12 protein-coding genes and 3 rRNA genes are annotated in these 18,405 nt (G+C 70.7%); all 15 read right to left on the bottom strand.

Features of this window, described 5'->3' with window-relative positions; translation table 11 throughout:
* Positions 1 to 203: 203 nt before the first annotated feature.
* Positions 204 to 1,124: a copper transporter gene (locus tag JJJ15_RS12630; RefSeq protein ID WP_200510983.1), complete on the bottom strand. Its 921-nt coding sequence runs from the start codon at positions 1,122 to 1,124 to the stop codon at positions 204 to 206.
* Positions 1,125 to 1,152: 28 nt separating this feature from the next.
* Complete coding sequence (gene steA, locus JJJ15_RS12625; RefSeq protein ID WP_200510982.1) at positions 1,153 to 2,352, bottom strand: putative cytokinetic ring protein SteA; 1,200 nt, start codon at positions 2,350 to 2,352, stop codon at positions 1,153 to 1,155.
* Positions 2,349 to 4,124 carry a DNA repair protein RecN gene (recN, locus tag JJJ15_RS12620; RefSeq protein ID WP_200510981.1) on the bottom strand — a complete coding sequence of 592 codons (1,776 nt, stop codon included), beginning with the start codon at positions 4,122 to 4,124 and terminating at the stop codon, positions 2,349 to 2,351. The genes steA and recN overlap by 4 nt, the downstream gene beginning before the upstream one ends.
* Positions 4,121 to 5,041 (bottom strand): NAD kinase, encoded by a 921-nt coding sequence (locus JJJ15_RS12615; RefSeq protein ID WP_174714744.1) that lies wholly within the window; start codon positions 5,039 to 5,041, stop codon positions 4,121 to 4,123. Before JJJ15_RS12615 ends, recN begins: the two co-directional genes overlap by 4 nt.
* A complete protein-coding gene (locus tag JJJ15_RS12610; protein ID WP_200510980.1) occupies positions 5,038 to 5,895 on the bottom strand; it encodes a TlyA family RNA methyltransferase in 858 nt (285 codons plus the stop codon). The genes JJJ15_RS12615 and JJJ15_RS12610 overlap by 4 nt, the downstream gene beginning before the upstream one ends.
* Before the next feature lie 68 nt (positions 5,896 to 5,963).
* Positions 5,964 to 6,152, bottom strand: a complete 189-nt coding sequence (locus tag JJJ15_RS12605; RefSeq protein WP_200510979.1) for a hypothetical protein — start codon at positions 6,150 to 6,152, stop codon at positions 5,964 to 5,966.
* Positions 6,149 to 7,249: an HAD hydrolase-like protein gene (locus tag JJJ15_RS12600; RefSeq protein WP_200510978.1), complete on the bottom strand. Its 1,101-nt coding sequence runs from the start codon at positions 7,247 to 7,249 to the stop codon at positions 6,149 to 6,151. Before JJJ15_RS12600 ends, JJJ15_RS12605 begins: the two co-directional genes overlap by 4 nt.
* Complete coding sequence (locus tag JJJ15_RS12595; protein WP_348641478.1) at positions 7,246 to 7,959, bottom strand: hypothetical protein; 714 nt, start codon at positions 7,957 to 7,959, stop codon at positions 7,246 to 7,248. The genes JJJ15_RS12600 and JJJ15_RS12595 overlap by 4 nt, the downstream gene beginning before the upstream one ends.
* An 827-nt stretch (positions 7,960 to 8,786) precedes the next feature.
* Positions 8,787 to 8,903: ribosomal RNA gene (rrf, locus tag JJJ15_RS12590) — 5S ribosomal RNA — on the bottom strand.
* 278 nt (positions 8,904 to 9,181) lie between these two features.
* Positions 9,182 to 12,364: ribosomal RNA gene (locus JJJ15_RS12585) — 23S ribosomal RNA — on the bottom strand.
* A gap of 430 nt (positions 12,365 to 12,794) precedes the next feature.
* Positions 12,795 to 14,340 (bottom strand): 16S ribosomal RNA (locus JJJ15_RS12580).
* The 16S, 23S and 5S rRNA genes sit together here, the layout of an rRNA operon.
* 439 nt (positions 14,341 to 14,779) lie before the next feature.
* Positions 14,780 to 16,042, bottom strand: coding sequence for a tyrosine--tRNA ligase (gene tyrS / locus JJJ15_RS12575; protein ID WP_200510977.1), 1,263 nt, complete (start codon positions 16,040 to 16,042; stop codon positions 14,780 to 14,782).
* A gap of 333 nt (positions 16,043 to 16,375) precedes the next feature.
* Positions 16,376 to 16,954, bottom strand: a complete 579-nt coding sequence (locus JJJ15_RS12570; protein WP_246742082.1) for a base excision DNA repair protein — start codon at positions 16,952 to 16,954, stop codon at positions 16,376 to 16,378.
* 113 nt (positions 16,955 to 17,067) lie between these two features.
* Positions 17,068 to 17,718: a class I SAM-dependent methyltransferase gene (locus JJJ15_RS12565; protein WP_200510975.1), complete on the bottom strand. Its 651-nt coding sequence runs from the start codon at positions 17,716 to 17,718 to the stop codon at positions 17,068 to 17,070.
* The gene (locus JJJ15_RS12560) at positions 17,715 to 18,377 is read right to left on the bottom strand and encodes a DNA-3-methyladenine glycosylase (protein ID WP_200512090.1); all 663 of its coding nucleotides are present in this window, start codon (positions 18,375 to 18,377) and stop codon (positions 17,715 to 17,717) included. The genes JJJ15_RS12565 and JJJ15_RS12560 overlap by 4 nt, the downstream gene beginning before the upstream one ends.
* Positions 18,378 to 18,405: the final 28 nt, after the last annotated feature.

The raw sequence follows: 18,405 nt of genomic DNA, 5'->3' as shown, positions 1-18,405 counted from the left end.
CTGCCCCGGTGGCCGCCCCCGGTGGCGGCCGCCCGGCAGGGCGCCTGCGCCAGCGGGCACCACCCACGTCCAGGTGCGCGGCCGCCCGGCAGGGCGCCTGCGCCAGCGGGCACCACCCACGTCCAGGTGCGCGGCCGCCCGGCAGGGCGCCTGCGCCAGCGGGCACCACCCACGTCCAGGTGCGCGGCCGCCCGGCAGGGCGCCTACTTCTTTACCGGCGGCATGACGCTCTCGGCGCCGGAGTCAAAGCCGTAGGCGCCCGTGGTCCCCGCGGCGGTGGCGGCCAGGGCCAGCGGCGTGCTGACGGCGGCCGTGGCCTGCCCCACGGAGTCGATGGTGGTCACCGAGGCGCCCGCGGAGCGCAGGGTGGCCACCAGGTCGGTGCCGCTGTCCGCGCTGCCCACCACCACGGTGGTGGCCTCCTGGGCCAGCCCGGTGAAGACCCCCGCCCAGGCACTCGGGTCCTGCCCCGAGGTGGGCGTCGCGCCCGCCGAGCCGCTGGCACCCGCCCCGCGCGGCCCGACCACCGCCACCATGCTGGCCGGGCCGGAGGGCTTGGCGTCCACGGTCACCAGCGGGGTGTCGGAGGCGGTGAGCAGGTCCATGAGCGTGATCGCGTTGGAGTCGGACGCCGTCAGGGCCTTGCCCAGCCCCTGGCCCAGGACCCGGTTGCCGTCCGCGGAGGTGGCGTTGCTCAGGTAGCCGACGAACTGCCCGGCGTAGGTGGAGCGGAAGGTCTCACGGGAGGAGTCCACCCAGGCGCTGGTCAGGCTCACGCGCCCCACCACCCTGCCGCCGGCGGTCTTGATGTTCGCGCTGAGCGCGTCCAGGTCCTTGCCCTCGGTCCCGGGCAGGACCGCCAGGACCACGTCGCGCCCCTCCAGGGTGCCCGGCAGGTAGGCGGCCGCCGCGGCCTCGATGTAGGAGTCGCGCTCGTTGACGGCGGTCTCGGTGGCCTCGAGCCGGGCCTGGATCGCGTTGCGGTCCGCGCGCAGGGCCGTGACCTGGTCGTTGAGGGCGGTGCCCAGGGAGTTCTGGAGCGGTCCCGCCCCCAGGACCACGCCGACGGCGAGGGCCAGGAACACGGAGATCAGGGAGACCAGGTGGTAGCGGAAGTCGATCATGACGAGCCTCGTCTGCGCTGTCGCGCGGTTACAGCGAGGGCTGGCTGGGTGCCAGGCCCACGAGAGAGCGGAAGAAGTTGATGATGTCGTCCCCGACGGCGCCTGAGAGCCCGAGGAAGGTCTGGCCCGCCGGCGTGGCCATGAGGGCCACCACGAGGGCCACCAGGCCCGCCAGTGCCAGGAGGAAGAGCTGCCAGCCCGAGATCCTGGTGCGGTACAGACGTGAGACGCCCTTGGCGTCGACGAGACGGCTGCCCACCCGCAGCCGGGTCAGGAAGGTCGAGCTCATGCCCGCCCTGCCCTTGTCCAGGAACTCCAGGAGGGTGGCGTGCGTCCCGACCGCCACAATGAGCTCGGCACCGGCCTCGTCCGCCATGAGCATGGCGATGTCCTCGCTGGTGCCCGTGGCGGCGAAGACCTTGTGGTCCACCCCCAGGTCCTGCACGCGCCCCAGCCCGGGGGCGCGCCCGTCACGGTAGGCGTGGACCACCACCTCGGCCCCGCAGGCCAGGGCCTTGTCGGAGACGGAGTCCATGTCCCCCACGATGATCTGCGGCTTGAGCCCGGCCTCCAGGACCGCGTCCGCCCCGCCGTCGACACCGATAATGACGGGCTTGTACTCGCGGATGTAGGGCCTGAGGGCGGCCAGGTCCTCCTTGTAGGAGTAGCCGCGCACCACCACCAGGACGTGCCGGCCGTTCATGGAGGTGTCGATGTCGGGCATGCCCACCCCGTTGAGGAGCAGGTCACGCTCGGCCTTCATGTACTCCATGGTGTTGGCGGCGAAGGCCTCCAGCTGGAGGGCCAGCCCGGCCTTGGCGGCCTGCATGGCCTCGTCCACGCTCTGCCGGGTCTGGGCCACGCCCTCAGCGAGGATCTCGCCCTTGCGGATGACCTGGGCGCCGTCGACCGTGACCTCCTGGCCCTCGCGCAGGCGCATAATGTCCGGCCCGAGGTCGTCCACGAGCGGGATGCCCGCCTCCAGGAGGATGCCCGGCCCCAGGTTGGGGTACCGGCCGGAGACCGACGGCGAGGCGTTGAGGACGGCCACGGGCTGGCACTCCACGAGCGCCTCCGCGGAGACGCGGTCCAGGTCCGTGTGGTCGATCACGGCGATCTCACCCGGACGCAGCCTCTTGGTGAGCTTCTTGGTGCGCGCGTCCACCCGGACGGCACCACTGGGCCGCTCCTGGGTCGACGCCTCCTGACGGCGGAAGGGGTTCCTCACGTCAGGGATTCTGCCACGCCCGCCTCGGCCAGGAGCTCAGCGGCGTGGCGCAGGGCGGCCTCGGAGTCCTCGTGGCCTGAGAGCATGCGGGCGAGCTCGCGCACACGGTCCTGCCCGGTCACCGGGACGACCCGGGTGGAGGTGGTGGGCGCCCCGTCCCGGGCGGCGTCCACCTCCTTGAGGACCACGAGCTGGGTGGAGGCCCAGGCCGCGACCTGGGCCAGGTGCGTGACGACGACCACCTGGTGGCTGCGCGCCAGGCGGGCCAGGCGCCGACCCACCTCCAGGGCCGCCCGGCCGCCGACACCGGCGTCGACCTCGTCGAAGACGAAGGTGCGGCCGTGGGCCGGGCCGCTGCGCCCCGCCTCCTGCGGGTCCGTCTCGCTCTGGGCCAGGACGACCTCCAGGGCCAGCATGATCCGGCTGAGCTCACCGCCCGAGGCCCCCTTGCCCAGGGGCAGGGCGGGGGCGCCGGGGTGGGCGGCCAGCAGCAGGGCGACCGTCTCGGCGCCGGTGGGCCCGGGCTCGGCCAGGGGCGTGAGCTCGACGACCAGGCGCGCCCCGCGCATCTGGAGGCCCTCCAGCTCGGCGGTGACGGCCGCCTCCAGCTGCTTGGCCAGCTCCTGGCGGGCCCCGGTCAGGTCGGCGGCGGCCTGCTCCAGCTCCTGGCGGGCCCCGGTCAGGTCGGCGCGCAGCCGGCTCCCGGCGTCCTGCGGGCCGTCGAGGTGGTCCAGGCGGGCGCTGGCCTGCCGCCCCCAGGCCAGCAGGGCGTCCACGTCCTCCAGCTCCTGGGGCCCGCCGATCCGCTGGCAGGCGCCTCTTAAGGCGCTACGGCGGTCCTGGACCCAGGACAGGCGCACCGGGTCGGCGTCCAGGGAGGCCAGGTAGTCGCCCAGCTCGCTGGCGGCGTCGGCGGCGAGGATCCCGATCTGGCGTACCTGGGCGGCCAGGTCCCCCAGGGCGGGATCCAGGCCGGCCGCGGTGTCCAGGGCCCGCTCGGCACCGGCGGCCAGGGCGACGACGTCGGGCTCCAGGACCGTCTGGGAGGCCTCGTCCGCGCTCAGGGCGCCGCGTGCCCGGCTGACGGCCCGGCGCAGGTCCTCGGCGTGGTCCAGGCGGGCGGCCTCCGCCTCCAGGGCGACGTCCTCCCCCGGGCGGGGGTCGAGCTGCTCCAGCTCCTCCAGCCAGGCACGCAGGCGCTCGGCCTCCGCCGCCCGGCTGGCCGCCCCCTCCTGCCACCGGGCCAGGGCGGCGGCGGCCTCCCGCCAGGCCCGGAAGGCCGTGGCGTAGTCCCGGCAGCGCCGGGCGTGCTCCGCGCCCCCCAGCTGGTCCAGGGCGGCACGCTGGGCCGCGGAGGAGCGCAGCCGCAGCTGGTCGGCCTGGCCGTGGACGGACACGAGGCCGGAGCCCACCTCCGCCAGGACGGCCGACGGCACCGAGCGCCCTCCCAGGTGGGCGCGGGAGCGCCCCTGGGCGGGCACGGTGCGTGAGGCGATGAGGAGGTCCCCGTCCAGCTCGGCACCGGCCTGGACGGCCCGGTCGGCGGCACGGCCCCCGGGGGTCAGGACGAAGGTCCCCTCCACCAGGGCGCGGGAGGCCCCCGGACGCACCACCGTGCTCTCTGAGCGCTGTCCCAGCAGGAGGCCCAGGGAGGTCAGGACCAGCGTCTTGCCGGCGCCGGTCTCCCCGGTCAGGGCGGTCAGCCCCGGCCCGAACGCCAGGTCCGCCTCCTGGATGACGCCCAGGTCCTCAATGTGGACGGACTCGATCATGCTGTCCTCTCCCCCTGACCACGGCGCGGCCCCCGGGCGGGGACCCGCCACCCCGACACGGGCAGGTTGAACTTGCGCACCAGGCGCTGGGAGAAGGGGGCGTCGTTGAGCCGGGCCAGGCGCACCGGCCGGGTCGCGCGGGTCACGCGCACGGTGGATCCTGAGGGCACCGCGTGCCAGCGCCGCCCGTCGCACCAGATCTCGGCCGCGCCGAACCCGGCGTCCTTGATGACGACCTCCAGGGTCGAGTGGGTACCCAGCACCAGGGGGCGGGTGAACAGGGCGTGGGCCGCCACCGGCACCAGGAGCAGGGCCTCCACCTCGGGCCAGATGACCGGCCCACCGGCGCTGAAGGCGTAGGCGGTCGAGCCGGTGGGCGTGGAGATGAGCAGGGCGTCGCAGCCGAAGGAGGAGACGGCCTGCCCGTCCACGCCGATAGCGACCTCCAGCATGCGCGCGCGGTCACGCTTCTCCAGCGCGGTCTCGTTGAGGGCCCAGTCGCGGGTGACGGCGCCGTCAGGGGCCTCGACCTCCACGCGCAGGGTCATGCGCTTCTCCACCGTGTAGCGTCCGGCCACGACCTCGGCGACCACCTGCTCCAGGGCCTCGGGGTCGGCCTCCGCCAGGAAGCCGACGTGACCGGTGTTGACCCCCAGGAGGGGGACGTCCTGCTCACGCGCCAGCTCGGCGGCCCGCAGGATGGTGCCGTCACCCCCCAGGACCAGGACGAAGTCGATGCTGGCGCCCTGGGTCAGGTCGGTGACCAGCTCGTCCTGGGTGATCAGCTCCACGCCCTGGGAGCGGCAGATCTCACCCAGCTGGGCGACGGCCCCGGCCACGGAGGCGCCCCGCCGGTGGGGCGGGACCGGCTGGTCGTTGAGGTCGCGCTGGACCAGGAGGATACGGCGGATGCTCACACGCGCCCCCCGCGGCCTCCGGCGCCCGCGGGCCCCTGGGCCACGGCGCGACGGGTCTCCTGGGTGAGGGCGTCCCCGGTGAGGTCGCCGGAGGATCCTGCCTGGCCTGCGTGCATGTTCACAAAGTACTCGACGTTGCCGGCGGGCCCGGGCAGGGGGGAGGCGGTCACCGCGTCGATCCCCACCCCCAGGCGGTGGGCGTGGTCGGCGACTACCAGGACGGTCTCGACGTGGAGGGCGGGGTCCCGTACCACGCCCCCGTGCCCCAGGCGCTCCCGGCCGACCTCGAACTGGGGCTTGACCATGAGCAGCAGGTCGGCGTCGGGGGCGGCGGCCCGCAGCAGGGGGCCCAGGACCAGGGTCAGGGAGATAAAGGACAGGTCCCCCACCACCAGGGCGGGGGCGGGGGCCACCGCGGCCGGGTCGAGGGTGCGCACGTTGGTCCGGTCCAGCTGGGTGACCCGCGGGTCACGCTGGAGGGACCAGGCCAGCTGCCCGTAGCCCACGTCCACGGCGGTCACGTGGGCGGCCCCACGACGCAGGAGCACGTCGGTGAAGCCCCCCGTGGAGGCCCCCGCGTCCAGGCAGCGCCGCCCGCGCACGGTGGGCGCCAGGCCACGGGAGCCCAGGGCGTCCAGGGCCCCGGCGAGCTTGTGGGCGCCGCGGGAGACGTACCCGTCGCCGGGGACGCGGATCTCCAGGGCCTGGGCGGGGTTGACCTGCCGGGCGGGCTTGGTGACCACGACGCCGTCGAGGGTGACGTGCCCGTCGGTGACCATCTGGGCGGCCTGGGTACGTGAGCGGGCCAGCCCGCGGCGCACGAGCTCGGAGTCAATGCGAATGAGTCGGGCCACGGCCCTCCTTCTCCTGTCTGTGGGGGCAGGCGGGCGGCGCCCGGCCTTGAGCGTGTACGTGCAGAGGCTCAGTCCGCCTGCAGGGCGGCCTCCAGCATGGCACGGACCTCCTGGAGGGCGGCGGCCCGTTCGGCCAGGGGCAGGCCCGCGACGGCCTCCACGCCCTCACGCGCCTGCAGGATCCGGGGTGGGAGCGGGCCCGGGACCGGGTGGGCGGCCGCCTGGTCCCGGGGTGGTAGGAGGGCGTCGGAGGTCATGGTCCTGGGGGGCCCACCGTCAGCTCGGGCACGCTCAGGGCCTCCTGCCCCGCCTCGTCCGCGTGGGCCCAGGCGGCGCTGGCGGCGGCCCGGTAGGCGTCCAGGGTCAGGGTGGCGGCGGCCCCGGTCAGGTCCTGGCGGGCCCCGGGACGCGGGGCACGGGCCAGGACCAGGTGGTCGGCCTCCACGCGGGCCAGCTCCTGGCCGACCTGCCACCACGTGTCACCGTCCACGACCACGCGCACCGGCTCGGGGTGGGGCTGGAGGAGACCGCGCAGGTCGGTGTGCAGGAAGGCGGGGCGCTCGGCGGGCGGGGCCAGGACGACGTCACGGGCGGTGGACACCCCGGTCAGGACGTGGAGGCCGGGGATGGAGGCGGCGCGGGCCCCCACGTGGTCGGTGTTGAGGCGGTCGCCCACGGCCACGGGCCGTACCCCTCCGGCGCGGGCCAGGGCGCGCTCGTAGATGCCCGGGTAGGGCTTGCCACCGGCCAGCGGGGTACGGCCCGAGGCGTTGGCAATGGCTGCCACGAGGCTCCCATTGCCCAGGGCGAAGCCCTTCTCCGTGGGCAGGGTGGCGTCGAGGTTGGTGGCCACGTGCAGGGCCCCCTTGGTAATGGCGTACAGGCCCTCGGACAGGAGCGCCCAGTCCACGCAGGGGTCCCAGCCCTGGACGACGGCGGCGGGGTCGTCGTCGGAGGTGCTGGTGACCCGGAAGCCCTCGTCCAGGAGGGCCTGGCGGACCCCGTCCCCTCCCACCACCAGGACCAGGGAGCCGGCTGGCAGGTGCTCGCGCAGCATGGCGGCGGCGTCCATGGCGGCGGTGAAGATCTCCTCCGGGTGGCCCTCGATGTCGTGGGCCCCCAGTTTGGCCACGACCTGCGCGGGCGCCCGGGAGGCGTTGTTGGTGACGAAGGACAGGCGCATGCCCGCGGCCCGGGCCCCGCCGACGCCCTGGGCGGCGTAGGGGACCCTGGCGTCGCCGGCGAAGCAGACGCCGTCGAGATCCAGCAGGGCGACGTCGTAGGCGGTGGCCAGGGGGGTAGCGGAGCCGAGCAGCCCGGGCGGGAGCGTACCGCGGGTGGCTACCTGACTCATGCCTGCCACCGCTCGTCGCCGCCTCGGGCCCTGCCCCGGTCCTCTTGGTCAAGGTGCTCCCCGCCGTCGACGTCCTGGTCCTCACCGGGGTCGTTGTCCCGGGTGGCGCCCTCCTTGCCCTCCTGGGCGGCGCGGGCCTCCTCCTCGGACTCCTCCTGGATGTCGTAGACCTCGACGTCCTGGGCGGGCTCCGGCCGGGTCAGGCCCAGGCGCTCCCGAATGGACTCCGCCTCCTGGCCACGTCCCAGCTCCTCCAGGCGGTCGGCGCGCACGGCGTGCATGCGCTGAAGGGTCTTGCGGTCACCGCGGAACAGGCGGATGGCGTCCTCAATGACAATGAGGCCCAGGTCCGACTGGCCCATCTCGTGGCGGATGCTGGAGACCACCATGGCGATCTCCCCCTCCTCGACGTCGTCGAGCTGGTCGGGGTCGGCGGCGGCCGCGGCCTTGAGGGCCTGGTGGTAGCGTCCCAGGGCGCGTTCGCAGTCCGCCTCAATAGCGTGGTGGAGGTCGATGCCGGACAGGCGCCGGGCCGCGCGGATCTCCCGGATCGCGTCAGCGTGGTGGTCAGAGAGGTAGGCGGTGATAGCGGTGGCCTCACGGACCACGGCCACGCGCCCGGCGTGGGAGGCGGCGTAGCGGGCGTGCTGGTAGGCGGCCTCGGGGTCGGTGTCCAGGAGGCGCTGGACCATGACCAGGTGGCGGGCCACGCGCTCGGCGTTCTGGCGGCCCAGGGCCCGCAGCTCACGCCTCGCCGAGGCCTCCAGCTGGTCGGCGGTGACGTCAGCGGGCAGAGGGGGCTCAGGGACGCGGTTGCGCTGCGGTGGACGCGAGTCACGCCCGGTCTGACGCCGACCGTAGGGGCCGGACCGGGCGTCCGTGCGGCCCTCACGCTCCTGCCTGCCACGCGGGCGGTAGCCCTCGCGGCCGGACGCCCCACGGCGGTCGTCGTCGCGGTAAGAGCGCTGATCCCGGTCATTATCACGGTAGGAGCGTGACCGCCCGCGGTCGTCGTCACGGTAGGAACGCCGGTCACGGCCGTCATCACGATAAGAGCGTGACTGCGGGCGCTCGTCATCTCGGTAGGAACGCTGATACCGGTCATTATCACGGTAGGATCGCTGGTCACGGTCGTCATTACGGTAAGAACGCTGATACCGGCCGTCGTCACGGTAGGAGCGGCCTGCGGGACGCTCGTCCCGTCCTCGCGTAGGTCGGGGGTCCCGGAAGTCGCGTGACCCCCGGTCCCATGAGTCCCGTGCCCCTCGTGAGTCGCGTCCGAAGGAGCCCGCACCACGGCGCGGGCGGGGGCCGTCATGGTCCTGCCGTCCACCGCCTCGGGAACGCTCGTCGGCAGACCGGAAGCCGTGCCGCTGTCCTCCTGATCCGGGTGAGCGGTGGGGGCTGCGCCTGTCCTGGGCCATTGTCCTTCTTTCGGATGGGGCACGATACGTGGGTAGGGAACTAGCCCCCAAGGAGAGCGGTGTCAAACGCCTCATTGGGGGCCAAGTTGCCCGTGTTTATATATGTTGTGGTGTCCTGGTGGTGTCCTGCTCTTCCGTACCCTGGCGGGTGCAGTACCATCGGCGCTGGGGGTCTTAGCTTCCGGGTTCGGTATGGGGCCGGGCGTGGCTCCCCCGCTATGACCACCAGGACGGGCCTGGTAGGGGCTCCCACGGGCTACTGTGGCCCCCCGGGTGTGGGGGGTGGTGTCCCGGTGGTGTGGCCCCCCGGGTGTGGGGGGTGGTGTCCCGGTGGTGTGCGTGCCCCGTGTTCTGTTCTCGTGTGTCCCACGCCCGCTCGTGCACCGGTGTGGTGCGGACCCGCGTGTGTGGTGGGGGTTGGTCGTGGACCGTATAGTGGACGCCCACCCCCGTGGGGGTGGTCCGTGGCACGCTCCGTGTGCCTGACGCGTGCTCGTTCGCGTGTGTTTGTGTGTTGTGTCGGCCTGTTAGTACCGGTCAGCTCCACGGGTCACCCCGCTTCCACGCCCGGCCTATCAACCCGGTCGTCTACCGGGGGCCTACCACACCACCCCAGCAGGGGTGGTCGTGCGGAGGCCTGGTCTCGGGGATGGTTTCCCGCTTAGATGCCTTCAGCGGTTACCCCTCCCGGACGTAGCCAACCAGCCGTGCCCCTGGCGGGACAACTGGCACACCAGAGGTCCGTCCGTCCCGGTCCTCTCGTACTAGGGACAGGCCCCCTCAGGCCTCCAACGCGCGCAGAGGATAGGGACCGAACTGTCTCACGACGTTCTAAACCCAGCTCGCGTACCGCTTTAATGGGCGAACAGCCCAACCCTTGGGACCTGCTCCAGCCCCAGGATGCGACGAGCCGACATCGAGGTGCCAAACCATGCCGTCGATATGGACTCTTGGGCAGGATCAGCCTGTTATCCCCGGGGTACCTTTTATCCGTTGAGCGACGGCCCACCCACACGGGGCCGCCGGATCACTAGCTCCTGCTTTCGCACCTGCCCGACCCGTCGGTCTCGCAGTCAAGCCCCCTTGTGCGCTTGCACTCGACACCTGGTTACCGACCAGGCTGAGGGGACCCTTGAGCGCCTCCGTTACCCTTTAGGAGGCAACCGCCCCAGTTAAACTACCCACCAGGCACTGTCCCTGACCCGGGTCACGGGCCGAGGTTCAGGCGCACGCCGCACCCAGAGTGGTATCCCAACAACGGCTCCCCACGACGCTGGCGCGCCGGGATCCACGCCTCCCACCTATCCTGCACAGGACACGGCGGACGCCAATACCAAGCTGCAGTAAAGGTCCCGGGGTCTTTCCGTCCTTCTGCGCGTAACGAGCATCTTTACTCGTAGTGCAATTTCACCGGGCCCGTGGTGGAGACAGCGGGGGAGTCGTTACGCCATTCGTGCAGGTCGGAACTTACCCGACAAGGAATTTCGCTACCTTAGGATGGTTATAGTTACCACCGCCGTTTACTGGGGCTTGAACTCACCGCTTCACCCCCCGCGGGGGGCTGACGGATCCTCTTGACCTTCCAGCACCGGGCAGGCGTCAGTCCGTATACATCGCCTTACGGCTTCGCACGGACCTGTGTTTTTAGTAAACAGTCGCTCCCCCCTGGTCTCTGCGGCCCGCCCCCCCAGCCCGCACGGGGCCTCAGGGGACAGGGCCCCCCTTCTCCCAAAGTTACGGGGGCATCTTGCCGAGTTCCTTCACCACGGTTCACCCGCCCGCCTCGGCATACTCTGCCGGACCACCTGTGTCGGTATAGGGTACGGGCGGCTCACACCATCGCGTCGAGGCTTTTCTAGGCACCACAGGATCACCCTGCTTCCCCGCCCCACGGGGCAGGTCACCGTCCCGCCTCACCCTCGTCACCAAAGACAGCCCCCCGGATTTACCTGGGGGACGGGCCACACGGTTGGACGGGCCAAGCCATCAGGCCCGCGGAGGCTACCACTGTGCGTCACCCCTGTTAACACGCTTGCCTACCAAGGCGGAGGACCCCCAGACCAGGACGCCACCACCCCCACCCGGGCCGAAACCCGCGGCAGGGGAAGAAGGCGGCACCCGGCGTGGGTTAGCACCCACCAGTCAGCACGGGCGGTGCCCCACCGGTACGGGAATATCAACCCGTCACCCATCGACTACGCCTGTCGGCCTCGCCTTAGGCCCCGACTCACCCAGGGCGGACGAACCTTCCCCTGGAACCCTTGGTCACACGGCGCCGGGGACTCCCACCCCGGTCTCGCTACTCATGCCTGCATCCTCGCTCCCGCACCGTCCACCAGGGGTCACCCCACCGGCTTCACCCAGCACAGGACGCTCCCCTACCACCCCCCACCCCCCACGAGGAGGGGCCAAGGAGGGTCCGCGGCTTCGGCGGCGCGCTTGAGCCCCGCTACATTGTCGGCGCACGACCACTTGACCAGTGAGCTGTTACGCACTCTTTCAAGGGTGGCTGCTTCTGAGCCAACCTCCTGGTTGTCACCGCGGCCGCACATCCTTTCCCACTTAGCGCGCGCTTAGGGGCCTTAGCCGGCGGTCCGGGCTGTTCCCCTCTCGACCACGGAGCTTATCCCCCGCGGTCTCACTGCCGCGCTCGCACCCGACGGCATTCGGAGTTTGGCTGACCCCAGTAACCCTGTGGGGCCCATCAGCCAACCAGTAGCTCTACCTCCGCCGGGGACCACGCGACGCTGCACCCAAATGCATTTCGGGGAGAACCAGCTATCACGGAGTCTGATTGGCCTTTCACCCCTACCCACAGCTCATCCCCCCGGTTTTCAACCCAGGCGGGTCCGGCCCTCCACACGCTCTTACACGTGCCTCAGCCTGGCCATGGGTAGATCACCCCGCTTCGGGTCCAGGACGCGCCACTAGACGCCCTCTTCGGACTCGCCCTCGCTACGGCTACCCCACAACGGGTTAACCTCGCGACACGCCACTGACTCGCAGGCTCATTCTTCAATAGGCACGCCACCACCCCCCACCCCCCACGAAAAACGGGGGGGCGCAAGGGCCCTGACGGCTCGTAGGCGCCCGGTTTCAGGTACTCTTTCACTCCCCTCCCGGGGTACTTTTCACCGTTCCCTCACGGTACTACTCCGCTATCGGTCACCAGGAGGTATTCAGGCAGCCGGGTGGTCCCAGCAGATTCACACAGGATTCCACGTGCCCCGTGCTACTCGGGCACCGTGCCAGCGCGGCCGAGGCAGTTCCGCCTACGGGGCTCTCACCCTCCACGGCCCCCCGTCCCAGGGGGTTCGGCTACCACCACGGTTTCTCACCACGCCCCCGCCCCGGCAGGAACAGGACGGCACGACCCCACAACCCCGCCGCGGCAGACCCTGCCGGGTAACCAGCACCACGACGGTTTCAGCCATCATCCGCTTCCGCTCGCCACTACTCACGGAATATCCTCTCCTACGGGTACTGAGATGTTTCACTTCCCCGCGTAACCCCCACACGCCCTATACATTCAGACGCGGGTGACGCCCCGTGACGGGCGCCGGGTCCCCCCATTCGGAAACCCTCGGATCAAGGCCCGCAAGACGGCTCCCCGAGGCTTATCGCAGTCCACCACGTCCTTCATCGGCCCCTGGTGCCAAGGCATCCACCGAACGCCCATAAAAACAACACACAACACAGGCAGAAACCACGCCCCAGAACCCACCACACCACGAACAGCGCAGCAGGACCCGGGCGCGAGGCACACAACAAAAACACACCACAGAGAACAAAGATACTCGCGTCCACTATACAGTTCACAACCAACCCACCCACACCCCCACAACCCCCCACACCACCACCAAACAAGCAGCAGCAAACAACCAGGAGAGAAGCAGAAGCAGGACACAAAAGGGCACGCAGCCCCAGACCCCGACAGCATGCCCCCACCCCCCCACAACAGGAGAGGCGGGCACCCCCCACCCACCCAGCAGAACGCAGGGTGAGAGGGGAGCGTGTTCCCGTGCTGTCCGCCCGTCCGGCCCCTCCCGACGGGCCACGAGGGGACCCGGGGACGCGCCCGTGCGCGCCCCCCGCCCCCTCGCAGGCCCCTAGATCCCTAGAAAGGAGGTGATCCAGCCGCACCTTCCGGTACGGCTACCTTGTTACGACTTCGTCCCAATCACCAGCCCCGCCTTCGACCGCTCCCCGTGGGGCCACGGGCTTCGGGCGTCACCGGCTTTCATGACGTGACGGGCGGTGTGTACAAGGCCCGAGAACGTATTCACCGCGGCGTTGCTGATCCGCGATTACTAGCGACTCCAGCTTCACGGTGTCGAGTTGCAGACACCGATCCGAACTGAGACCGGCTTTAAGGGATTCGCCCCGCCTCACGGCATCGCAACCCTCTGTACCGGCCATTGTAGCATGCGTGAAGCCCAGGACATAAGGGGCATGATGATTTGACGTCGTCCCCACCCTCCTCCGAGTTGACCCCGGCAGTCTCCCGCGAGTCCCCACCACGACGTGCTGGCAACACGGGACAGGGGTTGCGCTCGTTGCGGGACTTAACCCAACATCTCACGACACGAGCTGACGACAACCATGCACCACCTGCGGACCGGCCCCGCAAGGGGAGCCCGCGTCTCCGCGGACGACCGGCCCATGTCAAGCCCTGGTAAGGTTCTTCGCGTCGCATCGAATTAATCCGCATGCTCCGCCGCTTGTGCGGGCCCCCGTCAATTCCTTTGAGTTTTAGCCTTGCGGCCGTACTCCCCAGGCGGGGCACTTAATGCGTTAGCTACGGCGCGGACGACCCGGAAGAGGCCCCCCACACCTAGTGCCCAACGTTTACGGCGTGGACTACCAGGGTATCTAATCCTGTTCGCTCCCCACGCTCTCGCTCCTCAGCGTCAGTAACGGCCCAGAGACCCGCCTTCGCCACCGGTGTTCTTCCTGATATCTGCGCATTCCACCGCTACACCAGGAGTTCCAGCCTCCCCTACCGCACTCAAGCCGGCCCGTACCCACCGCACGCCCCCGGTTGAGCCAGGGGATTTCACGGCGGACGCGACCAGCCGCCTACAAGCCCTTTACGCCCAGTAACTCCGGACAACGCTCGCGCCCTACGTATTACCGCGGCTGCTGGCACGTAGTTAGCCGGCGCTTCTTAACCCGGCTACAGTCAGCACCCCACACGGGGGCGCCTTCTCCACCGGCGAAAGAGGTTCACAACCCGAAGGCCTCCGTCCCTCACGCGGCGTCGCTGCGTCAGGCTTCCGCCCATTGCGCAATACCCCCCACTGCTGCCTCCCGCAGGAGTCTGGGCCGTGTCTCAGTCCCAGTGTGGCCGTCCACCCTCTCAGGCCGGCTACCCGTCACCGCCTTGGTAGGCCATCACCCCACCAACAAGCTGATAGGCCGCGAGCCCATCCCCCACCAGAACCCCAAAAAAAGGGGAACCTATCCCGGCACCACCATGCGGCAGCACCAGCACACCCCGTATTAGCACCCCTTTCAGAGCGTTATCCAGGAGCAGGGGGCAGGTTACTCACGTGATACTCACCCGTTCGCCACTAACCCACCCAAAAAAGGGCAGGCCCGTTCGACTTGCATGTGTTAAGCACGCCGCCAGCGTTCGTCCTGAGCCAGGATCAAACTCTCCAAAAAAACCAATCACCCAGGAGACACCACGAACCCAGGAAACACAAGCCCCCCAGGAACCAGCACCACCCAGACAAACAAAACAAGCCAAGCACACCCCAGAACCCAAGCACCAGGCCCCAGAACACACCCAGCAAAAAACCAGACAAACAAAAACACAAAAACAAGACACACTATCGAGATCTCAAACAACACACCCAGAGATTGACGGCCACGATCATCGCGACCCCGCCCTCAGGCAGCTCGGAAAACTTTAGGGGATCAGGTCCGCCTCGTCAACTCGTCACCATGTGATCTGAGCTGCCTCGACGCCGTCACGCCCCTCGGCTCCCCGGCCCGCACCTTGGTGGATCGCTCCACCTCGTCACGGGCCGGAGAGAACAATACGTAGAACGCCTCCACCCGTCAAACCCAGTAACAGTGACTCTGCCCACAGGTATTGAGGTCAGGCGGTCCGTGCCACGGCGAGGGTGCGTCGGCCCTTGCGCACCAGCACCACTCCCCCGGCCAGCAGGTCGTCCGCGCCCACCGTCGCCTCCTGGTCGGTCACCTTGACATTGTTGAGGTAGGCGCCGCCCGCGGCCACGGTCTTGCGGGCGGCGTTGCGCCCCCTCTCCAGGCCCGCACCCACCAGCAGGTCCACCACGGTGGACTCCCCCACCACGAGCTCGGTGGCGGGCAGGGAGACGGTGGCCGCCGCCAGGGTCCCGGCGCTCAGCTCGCGCAGGTCCCCGCGCCCCCACAGGGCCGCCGTGGCCGCCTGGGCCTGGGCCAGGGCCTCGGCCCCGTGCACCCAGGCCGTGACCTCCCGGGCCAGGGCCCGCTGGGCCTGGCGCGCCCTGGGGTTGTCGGCCGTGGCCGCCTCGAGCCGCTCGATCTCCTCACGCCCCAGGAAGGTGAAGATCTTCAGGAAGCGCACCACGTCGGCGTCGTCGGTCTGCAGCCAGAACTGGTAGAAGGCGTAGGGGCTGAGCATCTCGGGGTTGAGCCACACGGCCCCGCCCTCGGTCTTGCCGAACTTGGTGCCGTCGGCCTTGGTGATCAGCGGGTTGGTCATGACGTGGACCGAGGCGCCCTCGACCTTGTGGATGAGGTCCATGCCGCCCACGAGGTTGCCCCACTGGTCGTTGCCGCCCACCTCCAGGGTGCAGCCGTGGCGCCGGTAGAGCTCCAGGTAGTCGTTGGCCTGGAGGACCTGGTAGCTGAACTCGGTGTAGGAGATGCCCTCCTCGCTGGCCAGCCGGCGGGCCACGACGTCCTTGGAGAGCATGGTACCCATGCGGAAGTGCTTGCCCAGGTCGCGCAGGAAGTCGATGGCGCTCATCGCCTGGGTCCAGTCCAGGTTGTTGACAATGCGCGCGGGGTTGTCGCCCTCGAAGTCCAGGAGCCTCTCCAGCTGGGCCTGGAGCGACCGGGCCCAGGAGGCCACGACGTCCTTGGTGTTCAGGGAGCGCTCCCCCCTGGCGCGGGGGTCGCCAATGAGGCCGGTGGCGCCCCCCACCAGTGCCAGCGGGTGGTGCCCTGCCAGTTGGAGGTGGCGCATGACCTTGACCGCCACGAGGTGGCCGTGGTGGAGGCTCGGGGCCGTGGGGTCAAAGCCGCAGTAGAAGGTGACCGGGCCCTCGGCCAGGGCCGCGCGCAGCGCGTCAATGTCGGTGTGCTGGGCGATGAGCCCGCGCCACTGCAGTTCGTCCAGGATGTCTGTCACTGTCCTGTCGCCTTCCATGTGTCTTTATCCCTGCGTCCGTGTGAGTTTCCCCGGGGCTGGCCCGTAGGGCGGTCCCCGTCCAGGTCCCCTGCGTCCGCGTGAGTTTCCCGCGCACCTCGGAGTGCTCCTGGTGCGCTCTCGCAGGCCCTGCCCCCAGGCGGTGCGCCCGGAACCGGGTCTGCTCCCGGCGCGGATAGTCTGCCACGACCCGGCCCGCCCGGCGCCCTGTAGCCGGGTCCGGTGCCGCACCCCGGGTCAGGGAGCCGGGCGCGCCCGCCACCGTCCTGGGGTTGACGCGCTGACAGCGGCGCACCGTCCCCCGGGCCAGGGGTGTCAGGCCCCAATGCCGATTGTGGGCCCGTAGGCCTCCCAGCCGCCTGCGGCGCGGGCGTGCTGGCCGGCCAGGATAATGAGCCCGTGGAGGTCCTTGAGCTCGGCGACGTCGAACCCTGCGGCCTTGACCGCGGCCTCGTGGGCGCGGCGGGCGTCCTCGTAGCGCCGCCCCATCTCGTAACCGGCCTGGCGCAGCAGCCTGCGCCCGTAGGCGTCGAAGACGAAGCGGGGGCGGTCGTAGGCCATGAGGGCGACGACGTCGGCGGTCTCGGGGCCGAATCCGGGCAGCGCCAGCAGCGCCTGGCGCAGGGCGGCGTCGTCCAGGCCGGGGGCGGCCGTCCCCGCCGGGCTGAGGACCCAGCTGGCGTAGGCGCGCAGGGCGCGGGCCTTGGCCCTCATGAACCCGCAGGGACGGATGAGATCGATCAGATCGGTCTCATCGAGGGCGAGCAGGCGGGCCGGGTCGAAGGCGGTGGCCCGCCGCAGGTCCTCCAGGACGCGCTGGACGCTGCCCCAGGCGGTGTTCTGCACCAGGACGGCGCCGCAGACGTACTCGGTACCCGACTGCGCAGGCCACATCTCGACCTCGCCGAGTTCGGCTCTCAACAGCCTGTAGAGCTCCCGCAGTGGGATCGGGCCGGTGAGCCGGGCACCACCTGCAGGACCCGCTTCGCCCGCGCGCGTCACATCGTTCACGCCATCCATCCCGCATCCCGAGGCCTGTCCCATACGAGGGAGTAGCGGTAGTAGAAGCGCCGTCTCACCCGGGCGCCCGGAAGAATCCTGGAGGAGGCTGCGCGGATCTCCCCCAACGATTCGCGCGCTCGGGCGGTGACGACGCCGACGTCGCGGGTCTCGCGGTGCCAGGCGCTCATCACCCGGATCGGCAGGATGCTCAACCCGGAGATGATCCAGTCCCATGGGCTCTTCTCGGCGGCCAGACCGATGACGATGAGCCGCCCGCCGGGAGCGACCAGTGCGCCCAGGGCGGCCAGACCCTCGTCAAGTGGGAGATGGTGGAGCACGGCGACGCAGGTAACGGTCTCGAAGGTGCCGAGGCGTTCGGCGAGGTCCGGCTCCATGATGTTGTGGGCAAGCGCCTCGGCGTTCGGCATGCGCTCAAGACGCCGTCGCGCCCGGCTGAGCGACTGCTCGTCACTGTCGATCCCGACGGCTTCCCGGCACACGCCTGCCAGGCGCGCGAGCAGGAGCCCCTCGCCGCATCCGACGTCGAGAGCCCGCCCTCCGCGCCGCCCGGCGTCCCGGACGAGCTCTTGGTGGAAGGCGGTGTTGTGGTTCCAGTAGTCGGCCGGTCCCGCGGGATCGACGGCGGGGCCAGTCATCGTCTTCCCCGCCTGCGCCGAGGCGCCGCCGGTTTGTAGGGGGAGACGGTGGGCTCACCCTCGAGCCAGAAGCGCCAGGGATAGGCCTTGCCGTCGCCGCCGGGGCCCGCTACCCCGGTGCGCGGACCGGTGCGGATGCGCGCCGCCTCGGGGGCCTGATCCGGTGTCGGCAGTGCGAGGCTGACGCGCGAGCCGGGCCCGCCCAGGGCGGTGCCGTCCTCGGAGCGGTCCAGTCCCAGGGCGGCGCACAGCCGTGCTGGCCCGCGGGCCAGGTCGCGGTCGTTCCTCGCGGCGGGACGACGTCGTCTGGCCAGCTCCACCCCGGCCACCACCTCCCCCGCGCGCAGGAGCACGGCGCGTGAGAGGCCGGCCGGGCCGGTGACGACATTGAGGCAGTGGTGCATACCGTAGGTGAAGTAGACGTAGATGACGCCCCCGGCCTCGAACATGGAGGCGTTGCGGGCCGTACGGCCCCGGTAGGCGTGGGAGCCGGGGTCGGCCTCGCCCCGGTAGGCCTCTACCTCCGTCAGGCGCACGGAGACGGTGCCGTCCGGGTCTGTCGCGGAGAAGACGGCCCCCAGGAGGGCGGGGGCGGCCTGGAGACTGTCGCGCCCCAGCACCTCGGCCACCTCGGGGGCCACGCCCGGGCGCGGTACCACCCCTGCCGGCGGGTCCGTGGGTGGCGGT

The sequence above is a fragment of the Actinomyces sp. HMT897 genome (assembly GCF_016626125.1).
Lineage (GTDB): Bacteria > Actinomycetota > Actinomycetes > Actinomycetales > Actinomycetaceae > Actinomyces.
The sequence above is the reverse complement of the archived record's forward strand: the minus strand, read 5'-3'. Positions and strand labels throughout refer to the sequence as shown.

Coding starts and splice junctions, on each gene's coding strand:
- JJJ15_RS12565 (WP_200510975.1), bottom strand. CDS start 17,718: ATGACTGGCCCCGCCGTCGATCCCGCGGGACCGGCCGACTACTGGAAC.
- JJJ15_RS12570 (WP_246742082.1), bottom strand. CDS start 16,954: ATGTGGCCTGCGCAGTCGGGTACCGAGTACGTCTGCGGCGCCGTCCTG.
- JJJ15_RS12605 (WP_200510979.1), bottom strand. CDS start 6,152: ATGACCTCCGACGCCCTCCTACCACCCCGGGACCAGGCGGCCGCCCAC.
- JJJ15_RS12600 (WP_200510978.1), bottom strand. CDS start 7,249: ATGAGTCAGGTAGCCACCCGCGGTACGCTCCCGCCCGGGCTGCTCGGC.
- JJJ15_RS12630 (WP_200510983.1), bottom strand. CDS start 1,124: ATGATCGACTTCCGCTACCACCTGGTCTCCCTGATCTCCGTGTTCCTG.
- recN (WP_200510981.1), bottom strand. CDS start 4,124: ATGATCGAGTCCGTCCACATTGAGGACCTGGGCGTCATCCAGGAGGCG.